15 protein-coding genes are annotated in these 15,931 nt (G+C 38.1%); 1 reads left to right on the top strand and 14 read right to left on the bottom strand.

All coding sequences use genetic code 11. The features are described from left to right. Nucleotides 1-3 precede the first annotated feature (3 nt). The 9 genes from MKY06_RS07600 to MKY06_RS07560 all read right to left on the bottom strand — a co-directional run bounded on the left by MKY06_RS07600 (nt 4) and on the right by MKY06_RS07560 (nt 8,584). Nucleotides 4-816 (bottom strand): BtpA/SgcQ family protein, encoded by an 813-nt coding sequence (locus tag MKY06_RS07600; protein ID WP_013056219.1) that lies wholly within the window; start codon nt 814-816, stop codon nt 4-6. An 84-nt stretch (nt 817-900) separates the two neighbouring features. Next, on the bottom strand, nt 901-2,226 hold the full coding sequence (locus MKY06_RS07595) for a GntP family permease (RefSeq protein WP_013056218.1): 1,326 nt from the start codon (nt 2,224-2,226) through the stop codon (nt 901-903). Nucleotides 2,227-2,304: 78 nt separating this feature from the next. Next, complete coding sequence (locus MKY06_RS07590) at nt 2,305-3,021, bottom strand: GntR family transcriptional regulator (RefSeq protein ID WP_013056217.1); 717 nt, start codon at nt 3,019-3,021, stop codon at nt 2,305-2,307. A gap of 11 nt (nt 3,022-3,032) precedes the next feature. Continuing rightward, complete coding sequence (locus tag MKY06_RS07585) at nt 3,033-4,049, bottom strand: sugar kinase (RefSeq protein WP_029324178.1); 1,017 nt, start codon at nt 4,047-4,049, stop codon at nt 3,033-3,035. Next, nucleotides 4,042-4,797, bottom strand: coding sequence for a 2-dehydro-3-deoxy-phosphogluconate aldolase (gene dagF / locus MKY06_RS07580; RefSeq protein ID WP_289912696.1), 756 nt, complete (start codon nt 4,795-4,797; stop codon nt 4,042-4,044). The genes MKY06_RS07585 and dagF overlap by 8 nt, the downstream gene beginning before the upstream one ends. A gap of 1 nt (nt 4,798) precedes the next feature. After that, nucleotides 4,799-5,902: a DgaE family pyridoxal phosphate-dependent ammonia lyase gene (locus MKY06_RS07575; RefSeq protein WP_029324176.1), complete on the bottom strand. Its 1,104-nt coding sequence runs from the start codon at nt 5,900-5,902 to the stop codon at nt 4,799-4,801. Beyond that, nucleotides 5,880-6,980: an amidohydrolase/deacetylase family metallohydrolase gene (locus tag MKY06_RS07570; protein WP_289912691.1), complete on the bottom strand. Its 1,101-nt coding sequence runs from the start codon at nt 6,978-6,980 to the stop codon at nt 5,880-5,882. Before MKY06_RS07570 ends, MKY06_RS07575 begins: the two co-directional genes overlap by 23 nt. 154 nt (nt 6,981-7,134) lie before the next feature. After that, nucleotides 7,135-8,058, bottom strand: a complete 924-nt coding sequence (locus MKY06_RS07565) for an oxidoreductase (RefSeq protein WP_098399748.1) — start codon at nt 8,056-8,058, stop codon at nt 7,135-7,137. Nucleotides 8,059-8,212: 154 nt separating this feature from the next. Further along, nucleotides 8,213-8,584, bottom strand: a complete 372-nt coding sequence (locus MKY06_RS07560) for a thiol-disulfide oxidoreductase DCC family protein (RefSeq protein ID WP_013056211.1) — start codon at nt 8,582-8,584, stop codon at nt 8,213-8,215. Between the two features lie 421 nt (nt 8,585-9,005). On the opposite strand from MKY06_RS07560, the gene MKY06_RS07555 reads away from it, so the two are divergent. After that, a complete protein-coding gene (locus MKY06_RS07555) occupies nt 9,006-10,229 on the top strand; it encodes an MFS transporter (protein ID WP_029324173.1) in 1,224 nt (407 codons plus the stop codon). Here MKY06_RS07555 and MKY06_RS07550 read toward each other — a convergent pair. The 5 genes from MKY06_RS07550 to MKY06_RS07530 all read right to left on the bottom strand — a co-directional run bounded on the left by MKY06_RS07550 (nt 10,211) and on the right by MKY06_RS07530 (nt 15,766). Further along, nucleotides 10,211-10,438 (bottom strand): hypothetical protein, encoded by a 228-nt coding sequence (locus MKY06_RS07550; RefSeq protein WP_013056209.1) that lies wholly within the window; start codon nt 10,436-10,438, stop codon nt 10,211-10,213. The genes MKY06_RS07555 and MKY06_RS07550 overlap by 19 nt on opposite strands. Before the next feature lie 122 nt (nt 10,439-10,560). Further along, nucleotides 10,561-11,772: an MFS transporter gene (locus MKY06_RS07545; RefSeq protein ID WP_029324172.1), complete on the bottom strand. Its 1,212-nt coding sequence runs from the start codon at nt 11,770-11,772 to the stop codon at nt 10,561-10,563. Between the two features lie 103 nt (nt 11,773-11,875). Beyond that, a complete protein-coding gene (gene galU / locus MKY06_RS07540) occupies nt 11,876-12,784 on the bottom strand; it encodes a UTP--glucose-1-phosphate uridylyltransferase GalU (protein ID WP_029324171.1) in 909 nt (302 codons plus the stop codon). Nucleotides 12,785-12,830: 46 nt separating this feature from the next. Then, a complete protein-coding gene (locus MKY06_RS07535; protein WP_098278653.1) occupies nt 12,831-14,033 on the bottom strand; it encodes a macrolide family glycosyltransferase in 1,203 nt (400 codons plus the stop codon). Between the two features lie 287 nt (nt 14,034-14,320). Continuing rightward, nucleotides 14,321-15,766, bottom strand: a complete 1,446-nt coding sequence (locus tag MKY06_RS07530; protein WP_340960516.1) for a glycosyl hydrolase family 18 protein — start codon at nt 15,764-15,766, stop codon at nt 14,321-14,323. Nucleotides 15,767-15,931 lie beyond the last annotated feature (165 nt).

Genomic DNA, 15,931 nt, shown 5'->3' with positions numbered 1-15,931 from the left:
CGTTTAAAGATTGTCACGAAAAACTTTTACTTTGTCCATGAATTTTTTTACACGATCAACATCCACATGGTTTTCAAATTTGCCGTCGTATTTAAATGTTGTACCTACAACTGCCCCATCAGCAATAGATAACTGTTCTTTGAAATTAGTGAAATTAACTCCTGTATTAACAAGTAGAATTGTATTGGGAACAGCCTCCTTTACGCGCATTAATAACTGCACGTCCGTCTTGGCCCCTGCTGTTAATCCAGATACACATAGTGCATCTGGTCTATTATTAAATACCGTAGATGCAGCAATACTTTCAATTTCCCGCTCAGCCAAATACGCAGCAGATTCAGGAACAACATTATATAATAATTTAACGTTTTGTGCCCCAATTCGATGCTGATGTCTAATTGTTTCTCCAACGTTGGTATTCCAAGTACCAAAATCACTTGCATATACGCCTGTAAAAATTTCTCTAACAAATTTAGCCCCTGTAGCAGCCGCTAAATCCAAAGATTTCTTAGCATCCCACAATACATTTACCCCAAAGGGCACTTTAATTTCCGACATCAATTCACCTATAATTCGGGCCATCGCAGCTACAGTTTCCGTTTTAACATCCGTTAAATATGGCATGCTAAACTCATTTGAAAACATAATGGCATCCACTCCGCCTTCTTGAAGAGCATGCAAATCCTTTCTTGCCATTTCTACCACATAGTCCATGCCTTTTTCATTATTAAAATATGGATCTCCCGGCAACGGTAACAAGTGACACATAGCAATAATAGCTTTTTCCGTTCCGAGTATTTCTTTTAACCACGTCATATACATTGCCCCCTTATTCTACAAATACTATATTTCAAGTCAACTAGGAAACCTCCTTCCAAAATAATTAGAAGGAGGCAATTTTTAAATAAAAATATCAAATAATAAAACGCCTCCAAAAGCAATAAACGAGAGCAGTGTTTCTAGGACCGTCCAAGTTTTAAACGTCTCTTTTACTGTTAAACCAAGATATTCTTTTACTAGCCAAAAACCCGCATCATTTACATGAGAGAACATTAGTGATCCTGCTCCTGTCGCAATAACCAGCAGTTCCAGATTAACTCCAGACATATGCACAATGATTGGTGAAACAATGCCGGCGGCTGTTGTTAATGCAACGGTTGCTGATCCTGTAGCAATACGAATTAATCCTGCTACCATAAATGCTAAGACAATAGGAGAAAGCGATAATTGCTCAGACATTTGAGCAATTGATGTACCTACACCGCTATCAATTAAAATTTGTTTAAATCCCCCTCCAGCTCCAATAATTAAAATAATAGATCCGACCGGAAGTAAAGACTCTTCCACTAATTTTTTAATCACATTTTTCTTCATTCCCTGACGCATGCCCAAAAGATAAAATGCGGCAAAGCAAGAAATTAAAAGTGCGATGACAGGACTGCCGATAAACACAAAAAATTTAGTTAAAAAGCTAGAAAGCGGTATATACGGAGCCATAACAGATAACACCATTAATAACACAGGTAATAAGATAATGAAAAATGAAATACCTGTTTTAGGTAATTTTTTAGATGAAGTGCTGACACGAATTAATTCAGGTTCCCCTTCAGGAATCACACGTTTATGCACCCATTTTGCGAATACGGGACCTGCTACTATTGCTGCTGGAAGAGCAATAACCAATGAATAGAGCAAAACTCTTCCTAAGTCTGCATTATATATTCCAATGGCTGTCATCGCTCCCGGGTGGGGGGGAACAAGACCGTGTACAATCGATAGTCCTGCAATTACAGGTAGTGCAATTAATAGAATATTTTGTCTTGTTGTTTTATGAATAGAAATTACTAACGGCAGTAAAATAACAATTCCGACTTCAAAAAAAACCGGAATGCCTATTATAAAACCAGCAAAGAGCATCGCCCATGGCAACTTTTTGATTCCAAAAAACCTAATGAAAAACTCCGCGACCTGCATGCCAGCACCTGAGTCTGACATCATTTTTCCTAAAATCGTTCCAAGCGCCAAGATTCCAACAAGGTGACCTAAAACACTGCCCACTCCTGTTTCATAAGCTCCCACAATTTTGTCCATCGAAAGCCCTGACATAATAGCCAGAAATAAACTGGCAACGGTTAAGCTGATAAAAGCATGCCACTTCCACCAAGAGACTCCTAATACAACAATAACAATTGCTAGGCATGTCACAAGCAATAGATACATATCCATACTAAATTCCTCTTTTCCCCCATTTAGTAAACGCTCTCATTTTTCAGCCGAAAAGAATATGTATTCTTCTCGCACTTCTTAAATATCGTAATTCACAATGTATTGCTGCATCTCTGTATTATAATAGCCCTCACTGTATTCGATGATATTTCCTTCTTCATCATATGAATATCGTGATCTTTTTAATAGCGCTTCTCCGGCCTGCATATTTAGTCTTTCTCCTACATAAGAATCAGCTTTTGCAACAGCAAACTGATCTCGAAATTTCTCCAATGAAATATCCTGTTCTTCAATCAAATCGTATAACGATTGTGCATTTAAGTGTGTTAATTCTATCCCTTCCATGCGCTGCATGGTTAAATAATGCGTGTAATGAATATAAGGTTCATTATCTAAATAGTAAAGACGTTCTATTCGAATGCATTGCTCACCGAACAGCGTATATAAAGTTGTTTCTGGTGCATTTTCAATTGTCTCTGCCCCAAGCAGCCTTTTTTGAATGATATGCCCTTTTTCCACCAACACTTCGGTAAAGCGTTTTCCTTTTGACAGCCTTGAAATGGATGTATTTCGAATAACTTTTGTTCCTTTACCGCTTTTTGTTTCTAAATATCCATCTTTCACAAGTTCTTTGATAGCATTTCGAACCGTAATTTTACTTACTTGAAATTCCTCTTCCAGCTGCGGTTCAGAAGGAATATTTGTTTGAATGGGATACACGCCATGCAAAATTCGATCTTTTAAGATATTTTTTATTTGCAAATACAATGGTCCTTTTTTTCGAGATACGTTCACTATTACATCCTCTACCTTTCTACATCGCCTACTGATTCTGTCATCGCTTTTTGTATATCATACTGAGATGACATAGGAGTATCGCCTACGATTGTATGAGCAAGCACTCCCGCTGTTACAGCGAATGCAACAGTTTTTTCTGCTGAAAAGCTCTCCAACTCGCCATATAAAATGCCGCTTGTATAGGCATCTCCTGCGCCTATTCTATCATAGACAGAAAAAGTAATCGTATCAGAAAATGTAAATGTATGATTTTTATATATAAAACCGCATAAAGAGTGCTTATTGTCCTTATTAATAGATCGGTGCGTGCCGGCTACGACAGAAAGGCCGTATTTCTTTGCTACCTTTGGAATTAGTTTCATCAGCTGCTCTCTTCTGCTTGCTTCTTCTGTTTCCATCTTAAGAATGTGCATAGCATCTTGTTCATTCATCATTACGATATCTGCAAGGTACAGCATATCTTCATAATGAGGTTTTGCGTTTTCATATCCTCCATCTCCCCATAGAGACGGACGGTAGTTACAGTCAAATACGACCGTACCACCGCGTTCTTTTACCGCTTTGGCAAAGGATTTCATATGGGACCGGACGGAATCATTCATTGCCAGAGAGATTCCGCAAAAATGCACCACATCTACTTTCTCTGCAATATTCTCAAAATCATATATGCCTTCAGGAGCTCTGTTGAAGCTGCTTTCTAAACGGTTGGTATATGTAACCCGGCTAGACCGGGACCCAAATCCATTTTCTAAAAAATACATACCGACATGTTTTCCGCTGCGTTTAATAAATGACTGTGAAATACCTAACTTTTTAAGATAAGATAAAGCCGCATCTCCCACAGCATTATCCGGTAAAGCAGAAATCAAATATCCCGTATATCCGAAGTTAGCTAATCCCGCCGCTACATTTACCCCTGTACCAGAAAACGAATAGCTTAATGTATTAGCTTGAGAAAGTAATTCATATCCTGGTACTTGTAAACGCATCATTACCTCGCCAAATGCTGCAAAATTCTTAGCCATGCTGATCAACTAACTTTTTCATCTTTTCAAGTAACTCACGTACATCATCTACTTTTGTCTTTTCTGTTTTTTGGTCAATAATTGACGAGTAGACATGTGGAATAATCTTTGGGACGTCCGCTTCCAAAGCAATACGCAAAATTGTTTCAAAGTTTTCTTTATCAATTCCGCCAGTTGGCTCTAGAGCGAATCCTTCTTCGCCGCATGCTTGTGCCACAGCTCGGAATTCTTCTTCATGGCTTAACCCTTTCATAGGAAAATACTTGAGCGCGTTGCCTCCCATGTCACGTACTAGGGCAATAGCCGTTTTTACTGGTACAATAGCTTGTTCATTATGCGCTGCACTAACTGGACCAGTCGAAATATTTACGTAGCCGACTTTTCCAGTTGGGGACACTAAACTATTAATCCAGCTATCCTTTTCACCTAGATTAGCACGTGTTGCTCCAACAGCGGGAAATACTTGATTAATATGACTGCCAGCATAGTTCTTTGCAATTTCTGCTACTACAGGTGCCTGACGATTGTCTCCAGCCCCTAAACCGATTGATACTGCTTCTTCAATTTCTTTTCCGTATTCTTTCATTGCTTTTACTGCTTCTTCGACAGTAGAATAATCCTTGGATAACACGCCTACTAAGACATGCCCTTCTGCAGCCTCAAATACTTCTTTGGCATTTTCGATACTGTTTGCTAATACGTTTAACGCTGCGCGCTCTTTATAAAAACGTTTTGTAATGTTTGACATGTCACTTTCCTCCCACAATTTCGCGTATTCTAGACTCAATTACATGTATATCGTCGCCCTTTAAAGGTCTGGGATCGATGTCAAAATATCCTTGTCTTATCCCATAATCGCGTGTATAAATAGCAATTTCACCTTCACACAACTCTTTTACAACCTCTTTCGCAGTTGTATTAGCCCGTTCTGGACTGATTTGAATTCGTGCACGGAATATAGCTCGACCTGCTTCATCTTGTACAATTGTCACATTCACGCCTTCTATATCTTTTAATGACATCAATGCTTGTAAACTTTCTTTTTCTTGTTCACTTTTATCTTTTTTCTCGCGATACTCATCAAGAGCTTGAAGTAATCCAAACGTTGTTTCCTTACCAACTTTCATACTTCTTCCAATGCAATGTAATTGAACTTTCAACCATTCAATGTAGTTACGTTTACCACCAACAATTCCAGACGTTGGACCTTCAATTGCCTTTGAACCACTATAAATCGCAAGGTCTGAGTATTTTACATACTTTTGAAGGTCTTCTTCTGCCGCGGCATCCACAATCAATGGAATATTATTCTTCTGTGCAACTTCCCACGCTTCTTCCACAGAAATCATATTTTTTTGAACAGTGTGATGAGACTTCACATAAAGGATAGCAGCTGTATTTTCGGAAATCGCTTCTTCAATATGAGTTGCTCTACCCTCATTAGCATAGCCAACTTCAATAAGCTTTCCGCCACCTAAATAAACCATGGTTTCAACTGGGGCCCCGTACTGTACGTTATGACCTTTCAGCATAATAATTTCATTTTTTGAGATGACTTCTTGATGAAGGCGCTCGCTTTTACGGCGGTTTCCTTGTGTAACAAGAGCAGCAATAGAGAGAGCAATTCCACTTGAAGCTGAGTTAACAACCACAGCTGCTTCTGATCCTAGAATGTCAGCAATATGGTCACCTGCTTTATCAACTAAATCAGCAATCTCAACGTAATTTTGTCCTCCTTGCTTCATTGCATCCATTACTGTATCAGTTGGTGCTGATACTCCTAAGATGCTCATTCGGCCGCTCGCATTAATTACTCGTTTCAAGCCATATTTAGCATTCAATGAACGTTCCATTTACAACTACTCCTTTTGCTTTAATTATTTGCTTACCTTCTCTCTGCTCTCCTTCGGAATCAATAAACAGAACAGGCTCGTCTTCTATAGTAAAGAGAGTTAAATTGGCACGCTCTCCAACTTGTATCCTTCCTAACTCGGGTCTGTTAAGCCATTTTGCCGCATTAACAGTAACACCATTAACTACTTCTTCAAGGCTGTATCCTAAATAAAGAAATTTAGATAATACATGAGCTAAGCTATATACAGGCCCATTTAGTCGGTTCTTCCGATAAATATCTGTACTGATTGTATCGAATTTAACATTATGCTTTTTGGCAGCTTCTGCTACTTGAAACGAAAAGCTTGCATTTCCATGCCCTACATCCAAATGAACACCTCGTTGGATGGCCTCCATTAGGAGTGGAAGCGGCTTTCCTTCATTATCAAATAGATTATTAGCTTTTCCATTCAAATAGTGAGTAATAATGTCTCCTTTTTCTAGAATCGAAACAACTTCCTCAATAGCAGGAGGGCCAGATCCGATATGAACCATTAATGGAAGTGAAATTTCACTAGACATTTTTCGAGCAAAATATAAAGGCTCAATACCCCTTTTACCTACTACACTTTTACTTATACGGGCTTTTAAACCTACAATAATGCTTCTGTATGCTTTCATGGCTTCCGAAATTTTTTCCGCTTTTAGCCACTCCATATTTGAAAGCTCATCTGTGCGTTTTAGACCAATACGCGAAATATTTAAAAACGCTAACAAATTAGTTTTTGCTGCATATTGGCTTTGAACTAAATCTGCTATTTGATCAGCACCGCAGCTACCTGCATCTACAAGTGTTGTTACTCCTTGTTTCACTCCTATCTCGTCTATCTCATCTCCATACGGCTCGAAATCTGGAAATGCATGAACATGTAAATCAATCCATCCGCTTGATATGTAGGTTCCTGAGTAATCATAAACAATCGGTGCTTTTCCTTCACCAGCTTTTGCTATCTCAGAGATTTTTCCATTTTCTATAACAATATCAAACTCTTTTTCAGTGACCGATTTGACATTCCGTAATAGAAACCGATTCTCCATTTCGTTCACTCCCCTTATGATGACGCTTACACTAATGTTAATTATTTTTCTGCTTTTACAAATGTAGAATAACATAAAGAATTAAATAAGTAAATATAACGTTATAATGTTTTAATTCAAAAAAAGATAAAAAGCGGCCAATAGCCGCTGGTTTTTACCTTTGCTTGAATATATATGTCACTTTTGTTAACTCTTCCGATGCGCTCCATAGTTTTTCCGCTACGTCCGCTTTAAATAAAACATCTCCCATCATATCTTTTACAGGATATCCTTTTTTAGCAGCTTTTCCGTCTGGCCCAATATACGTACCTCCTTCTATTGATTCAGTGGCTGCATAAAGAGTAGGCAGCGCTCCCATTTCTGCAGATTGACTAAATAGCTTGACTAAAAATTTCAACAAAGCGTTTGGCTCTTTGCCTGAACCGCGTGATAATAGGTTAGTATTCGAAATGCCTGGATGCACAGCGGCACTAATTGTCGTTGATCCAGCTGCTTCTAAGCGGTTTTGCAATTCTTTTGCAAACAACAGGTTGGCGAGTTTACTTTGTCTATAGAACTTCATTGGACTGTAGCCTTTTCCCCCGTCTAGATTATCAAAATAGATTTCTCCAGAATTAGCAGCTATACTGCTTACCGTTACGACTCGTGAATGTGGAGTTTCCATTAGCAAAGGAAGAAGCAAACCCGTCAATGCAAAATGCCCTAAATGATTACAGCCAAACTGCAGTTCAAATCCATCTTTCGTTTTGCTGTGAGGCGGCACCATCACGCCTGCATTATTAATGAGAAGATTCAAAGACGAGTATTGTTGAAGAAATTGATTGGTGAAATGTCGAATAGAGCTCAAGTCACTGAGATCTAATGACATAATCGTCACTTTAGCATTCCCGTTAGCCGCTTTAATTCTCTTTTCAGCCTCTTTCCCTTTTGCTTCATTACGTACAGCAAGAATGATTTCTGCTCCGCGCGCAGCTAGAGCCTTTGCAGCTTCAAATCCAATACCGCTGTTTCCTCCCGTTATAAGGGCTGTTTTTCCCGTTACATCGCGCATTCGTTCAGCTGTCCATTTTGTTATCATATAAGTTCTCCCTTTCAGCTATAGCTGTTTTTCTAGAATTTAAGCGTCTAAGTCACACTAAATTAACGTTTTTTTTAAATTAAGGTATGTATAAAGTATAATGTCTTCAAAACAAAAGGAACAAGCTTTTTCAAAGCTCGTCCCTTTTATATGTTTATGTGGTCCGCGGCGAATCGTAGCGTCCAAACCAGTCGTATCGGTTTGTGGAGACCCATTTGTATAGCGGACTGAACGCTTTTTTCATCAATGGTAAATGCAGAAGTACGCCGATTGGAAATGTAAGAGGCAAAACAGTTAAAAGCCGTCTAACCGTCTCAAACCCTGCTAGCACTTCACCTTTTTTGGTTACCATATGAATTTGGTCATACAAATCCCTTCCTTCTTTTTTTAAATAACTATACTCTGTTCGTTCAATGTATTGAACTGGAATCCACTGGATTTGGTTCGTCCAGTCCAGCGCTTTAATTATTTTTTTTACGTTGTAACATAAAGGACATTCCGCATCAAAAAATACTTTGTGCTTCATTGTTTCCACCTTTCTTCCTTTGTTTCTTTTTCCTTAGTTTATAAATACCCTTTTCCTCTTTTTAATAACCACCATTAGGAGGCATTTCTTGTATAGCCTGGCTTTAAAGCGAACATTTTTTGTGGGGTTTCTTTAGTGAAGCCGCGAAAGAAGACAGGATTTTTTTTATAAAATATCACTTTTTTGGTTTAAAGCACTAAAAACATGTTAGAATAGATTCCATATTGATTTAAAGCACTAGATGCACGCATTTAGTCACATACTAAAAAGAACTGAATGAATCCAATGATAAAAGGTAAAGGTAATGTCTTCATAAACTTATCATGGAAGTAGGTTTATAAATGACGGAGAAAAAAGGAGAAACAGGTGATTACTTTTATCCATTTCATATAAGCTTTATTTACGTAAGGATGTGTAAACGATGAAAAATAAGTACATGCTGTCAGCTTCAGGTATGTATATTAACTACTTTCTACTTGGCATGGTAAATATCATGCTTGCATCAAATATGTCATTTTTGACAAAACAATTAAATACCGACGGCGCCGGAATCAGCTATATTATTTCTGCTATCGGAATTGGAAAGCTGCTTTCATATTCTCTATCAGGCATCTTGTCTGATAAATTCGGACGAAAGCCTTTGATTCTTGTTTCGTCTCTGACGATGGCTATTTTCTTAATTGGCATTCCATTATCGCCAAATTATCCAACAGCCTTTATCTTTGCCATTATTGCGGGTATTGCAAATTCTGCTATGGACGCTGGAACGTACCCTGCTTTGATTGAAGTTTTTCCTAAATCTTCAGGTTCAGCCAGTGTTCTTGTAAAAGCATTTATTTCAGCTGGAGCGGCACTTCTTCCGTTTATGATTGCCTTTTTTGCGGATCGTGATTTGTTTTATGGGTATGCTTTTTTCCTTCCGGCTCTTATTTATTTACTAAATATGATCTTCATGTTCAAACTGCCTTTTCCCAATCATAAACGCGAACAGAGTACAGTTCAACAACAAAATACAGCGGAGAATAAATTCATCTCTCCTCCTAAAATGAAACAAGAAGGAATTGCTCTTATTGTGATTGGATTTACTTCTACAGCGCTGTTTACAGTGGCTCAAATTTGGCTCCCTACTTATGGTCAACAAGTATTAGGTATGGCTGAAAGCAGCTCGGTTCGCCTTTTAAGCTACTACAGCATCGGAGCTTTAATCTCTGTTTTAGTATTAGCTGTATTATTAAGCAAAGTGCTTCGTCCTGTAACGGTTATTCTCGTTTACCCGATGATTACTCTTATAGCCGTACTTACGCTTCTGTTTGTTAAAGTACCTGCTATTGCAATTGTAGCTGCTTTTTTCATGGGGTTTTCTACGGCTGGGGTCTTTCAATTAGCGATTACTGTTATGACCGAGCTTTTCTGGAACAAAAAAGGAACGGTTACTGGAATTGTAGCCACGGCTGCTGGATTAGCTGCTATTTTATTGCCTTTAGCAACAGGGCTCATGTCTAAAACTGGGCATATTTCAATTATCTTTATCTTTGATGCGATGCTTTCAGTAGTAGGTATGGCAGCGGCAGCTTTTGTTAATTACCGCTACCGCAAAATTTTAAATAAAAATCGCAGAGAACAAATTCAAGAAACAGCCTCATAAAAAAAGAGGCTGGACATACCGAAATGAATCCAACCCAAAGACGAACAATCTGGATACATGATCTGGACTGCTTGCTCGAACGCTGTTGCTTTCCGTGCAAGGCTTCGCTTTCCGCGGGCGGCCGATGAGCCTCCTCGTCGCTTGCGCTCCTGCGGGGTCTCATCTGTTCCGCTGTTTCCGCAGGAGTCTTCACCTTGCCCTTCAACCAACAGCTAAAAGCACCTGCGTTCATCATGATTATAAAAAAACACGAACTATTTATCCATTTTTGATAGATAGTTCGTGTTTTAATTTAATGAAACTACTTTTTTTTCACCTTCTTCTTAACTTTTCAACTCATTTCCTCAGCTGATTTTTGCTTCATAAACAAGAACATCACACCTGAAATAACCGCGAAAACAGCTAAAATGTAAAAAGTAGAAGGCAGCGGAATCACGCTGACTAGCGACCCCATAGCTAAGCTGCTGACAACTGCTGAAGTTTGTATAGCCGTCATATATGCCGTTGTGGCTAGTCCAATTTGACGCGGAGCCAGTGACTGAGCATACACCATTCCCACTCCCATTGTAGCGGACAGAATAAAAGCATAAAATACTTGAAGCACAATTAACCCACTCAGCGGTAAGTGAAGACTCGTTAAAATAAAATAAAGCACTTGGCAAGCAATTCCAATGATAAAGAATCGTTTAACTCCGATCTTATCAGAAAAATAGCCCCCTAAAGGCATAAATACTAGCTCAAAAACAGATGTAACGGTAAAGAGAATCCCTACAATCGAAACGGATTGTTTTAACGTATTCGTTATGTAGAGCGGCAAATACATAGAACGCCCGGAATCACCCGCAAAAATGAAAAGAGCTGCTACGAATACAGCTATTAATACAGAAGGTATACCGGCTGGCGCTTTTGAAGATGCATGAGCTGAAGTTTGAGGCATACTGTCTTCTTTAAGCGCAAAAAGAACCCACCCTAAAGTTGCTAGCGATAACAACCCTGATAATAAAAATAAAAGAGTATACCCTCCGTGGTCAATAATTAAAGCGCCAAGCATAGGTCCAAAAATATAGCCTTGTGAAAAAGCCATTCGCACGGTACCAGTAATCGTACCTGCCTGCGATTTGCTTTCTTGCTTTTTAACAATAAAATCATTCAGCAGGGCAAAGAAAAAAGAAAACGCATTAAACCCTCCTATAGCAAGTAAAATGAGTGCTATTGTATAAGAATGCGTAAACGCTAACGGCACTCTTGAAATGGTTCCAATCAGTAACGCCCAAATAATAAATGGCTTTCGTTTCCCCCATTTGTCTGATAACGAAGCTAAATAAAACGATACGATTAAACCAATAATGCTCATTGGCACAAATAAAAATCCTGCTTGAAAAGAAGTCGCATGCAATGTATTTGTTGCCCAAACCGTTAAATAAGGCATAAAGCCGCCAACAGATAATCCAATAATAAATAATGAAATAAAAATCGTTAGAAAATCCCGGTCTGTAAATACAATCTTTATGCCTGATACAAACGAATTTTCTGTTTTCGACATAAACTCATTTCAACCCTTTCTATCCAGCTGTCAAACGTTCAATTTCCGCAAAAAAATGCACCTTTCTTCCAGAAACAGTAGAAGAAAGGTGTGTAAATGAAGGTTATTTTCCAATTGGTACAGCAATTTTTTCTTTTTGTTCTTCCTTGTTGATCAGCTCTTTGAATTTAGTTAAAAGAGGTGCTTTTAATTCTTCATCCTTTAATGCAAAAGCAAGGGTCGTAAAAATAAAATCTAATTTTTCTCCTGCATCATAACGTTCGCCCTCGAATTCGTAAGCATAAATAGAACGGTCTATATTCATACGCTGAATAGCATCCGTTAGCTGAATTTCCCCGCCTTTTCCAGCTTCCTGCGTTTCAAGATAATCAAAAATGTCAGGTGTAAATACATAGCGTCCAATAATTCCTAAATTAGACGGAGCTTCTTCGACTGATGGTTTTTCTACAAAACCATTCACTTCGTATAACCGGTTTTTATTTGCTTTTGGATCTATAATCCCGTAACGGTGAACGGATTCTTCCTCTACGCGCTGTACGCCGATAACCGACGATCCCGTTTGGTTATACTGGTCAATCAGCTGTTTTAAACAAGGCTGGTCTGGGTCTGTTAAGTCATCTCCAAGTAAAACTGCAAACGGTTCGTTTCCAATAAACTGTCGAGCACAGCCAATTGCATGGCCAAGGCCCTTCATTTCTTTTTGACGAACGTAATGAATATTCGCTAGTTCAGAGATATGCTCCATTTCTTCTAATAGTTCAGTTTTTCCCTTTTGATGAAGCAAGTGCTCCAGTTGAATATTGTGATCAAAATGATTTTCAATTGCTTGTTTCCCGTTTCCTGTAACAATTAAAATATCTTCGATTCCTGATTTTAAGGCTTCTTCTACAATAAATTGAATTACGGGCTTATTTACAATTGGAAGCATTTCTTTTGGGATAGATTTTGTAACGGGTAAAAAACGAGTACCTAACCCTGCTGCTGGTATAACTGCTTTTTTTATAGTCTGCATATTATATTTACTCCTCTCTGTTAGTTATCTAGCTGCCTTACATCTATTACGCTTTGACAGGCACCACATTGAAAATTTCTTTCACTCCTTGCTTGTATCCTCCCGCTGAGCGAAGTGATTCTCCAATTTGTTGTGCATGCTGTTTATATGTGTGAGTAGTTAAAACGTCGTTAACTGTATTTTTGATTAGCTCAGCAGATACATTATTTTTATCTAATTTTACACCTGCTCCTAACTCCTGCACGCGATCGCCAACCATAAATTGATCCACTGCCATTGGAATAACGACAAGGGGCGTATCGTAGTATAAACCTTCACTGCTGCTGTTCATTCCGCCGTGAGTAATGAATAAATCCGCACGTTTTAAAATTTCTAGCTGCGGTACGTATTGTTTCACAACGAAGTTTTCTGGAATGTGTGCTAATTCTTCAGGTTTTGTATTTTTACCAATAGATAAAATAACTTTACCCTCAAAATCTTTTAATGCTTCTACACATAAGTTATAGATTTCTAGCTGCTGATTAAAAATAGTTCCCATAGAAACAAAAATAATTTTTTCATTTTCATTTTGTAAGTAAGAAAGATCTTCAATGTCTAATCGTTTAACAATTGAAGGACCAATAAACTTGTACTCACTCGTAAATTCAGATACGTTTGGCTGAAAGAATTCTGACGTAAATACTAGCGTAATATCCCCTGGATTCGACATAATGTCAATGGAATCTTTTAACTGAGTATTATATTGGTTGTTGAACTTATTTAATGATTTTTCGAATTGAGGATAAAAGGAAGATTGGTCAGGTTCTGTTTGACCACTTGGCATCATACAAGTTGCTAACTCTTTATTTAACGCAAATGTTGTACAAAGAGAAACCTTCGGAAGCTGAAGAAGGTCGGCCACAGCGGAACCTGCTAAAAGGTGATAATCATAAAGTACATAATCATATGTTTCATGTTTCGTTTCACTCATAATTTTAGTAATAATATTTTCAGATTCATTTAAAAACAAATTCATTATTTCATAGCGGTCATAAGACTCTTCGTTTGTCATCCGGTTGCTCATATCAAGACTTGGACGAAAATCTTCGTATTCACGAAATTCCGCGCCTGATTTCCGAATTTTTTCAGCATAGTCTTCAATGCCGTAATAGACGACCTTTTCCCCTTGAGCCATCAACTCTTTTACAATTCCTAAAGAAGGATTCACATGCCCTTCACCTGGAAAGCCTATTACTAATACTTTTCCCATAACATTCATTCCTTTCACTTAGTTAATAATTAAATAGCTTAATTGTTCATTTAGTAAATTTATTGTATAGAAACTGAATTTACTATAAATTATCTTTATCGTAAAGTCATTAAGCGTTTTCAACTAAAAAAAGGTTAAATAGGCTCATTTTGGAATATAGTTATAAACTAACTCAAGAAAAACAAATATTGTAAAATTTATCTTGTTTGTAAATAGATGTATGCGCTTCATTATGATGCAAATAAAAAACACACCTCACTAAATCAAGCAAGAGGTGTGTTTTTTATTTAAAAGGTGTATAACTCCCATATATCTGAGGTTTCTGAACCAATATACCAAGCTGCCGCCCCACCTAAATGATAGTCATTAATTAATTTAACCCGACGCTGCATAGATGCTTTGTCTTCGAGCCATATTTGATGCTTCGTACCATTTTCCGTGTATTCTACATAGTACTGTGAGGCTTGGCTATCCCATTTTTTAGTTAACTTTTTAGAAGAGATAACAGCTTCGGCTTCTTTCATCGTTAAGTCTTTTGTGACAACTTTTTTGGTCGATAGGTCCGTTTTCCATTCTCGCGTATAAAAAGGAACTCCCAGAAGGATTTTGTGTGCAGGTACATCTTTCATAAGAAGTTGTGTGCCTTCTTTCACCCAAGGCAGTGAAGCAACAGATCCTGGAACCTGACTCCCTCCCCAGTGTTCTTCATATCCCATCATAATGACATAGTCTGCCACTTGACCAATCTGTTTTCTATCAAAGCTTCCCGACCAAAAAGGATCATTATTTTCTCTTGTTACGTCTACTGAAATAGTCATACCATGAGGTTTTAACGCTGCTTTTAATTCCTTAATAAATAAAACAAAATCTTGTTTGTTTTCGATATTAATGTTTTCAAAGTCAACATTGATCCCATCGCTGTTTGTTTTTACTAGCGAACTTTCTACTGATGATACAAGCTTTTTCCGCTTTGCTTTGTTGCTTAGCACATCACGTGTAAGTACATCATCAAAATTGTTACCAATAAGCGGCCAGACTTTTTTGCCGTTTTTATGAGCCGTTTGAACATATGATTCATTTATAGAAGATGAAACAACTTTGTCATTCGACGTTAGCGTAAACCAACGAGGTGAAACAACGTCTAAATTCTTTTGCTTCATCGATTCTGTATAGCCTGCTGTTTTTTCATTAAAGCTCCAACCCATAACTACAGGCTGATGCTTCCTTTGCGCTAAATCAGATTTTTTGATCCAGCCCTTTTTCCCTTCCAAAAGCTGTACTTGTACATAGTAATCAGGAATAATAAGCATTTGTCCGGGCTTAATATTTGTTGAGGATAGCTGATTTAACTTTGTTAATTCATTCGCTTTTACACCGTACTTTACGGAGACTTTCCAAAGCGTATCTCCTGATACTACTTTATGTAACAAGCCTTTTGGTGGTATTTTCAGCGTTTGTCCTGGAATCAGCTCCGTCTTTTTTAGCTGATTTTGTTTTATTAGATCACTGACTGTTACACCGTATTGCTTAGCTAGTAGCCATAGTGTATCTCCCGGCACTACCGTATGAGTAGTAACCTGAGCTGCATCTCCAGCTTCAGATGAAATGACAGGAAATTCTTCTCCTTTTTTCACTGTCTGCATAATAGAAGAATGTAAGGAAGGAGAACGATATACGTTTACGTTGTCACCTTTGACAGTGCCCACTGAAGAAGCAGCGGCTCCTTTACTCATCGGGGCCAATCCTCCACTTAAAAGACAGAGAACGATCAGGCTCATACATATTTTCTTCATTTTATAATTTCGCCTCCCCACTTTTTGACATCACCTGTCTAGTTTACTACTCCTATAAGATAGAATCCTAGAGGTACATTGTGGTAAAGCAACGTCTGGGTATAC

The organism is Priestia sp. FSL P4-0332 (assembly GCF_038005845.1).
Taxonomy (GTDB): domain Bacteria; phylum Bacillota; class Bacilli; order Bacillales; family Bacillaceae_H; genus Priestia.
Note: the sequence above shows the minus strand (reverse complement) of the source record. Positions and strands in the feature narration are given on the sequence as shown.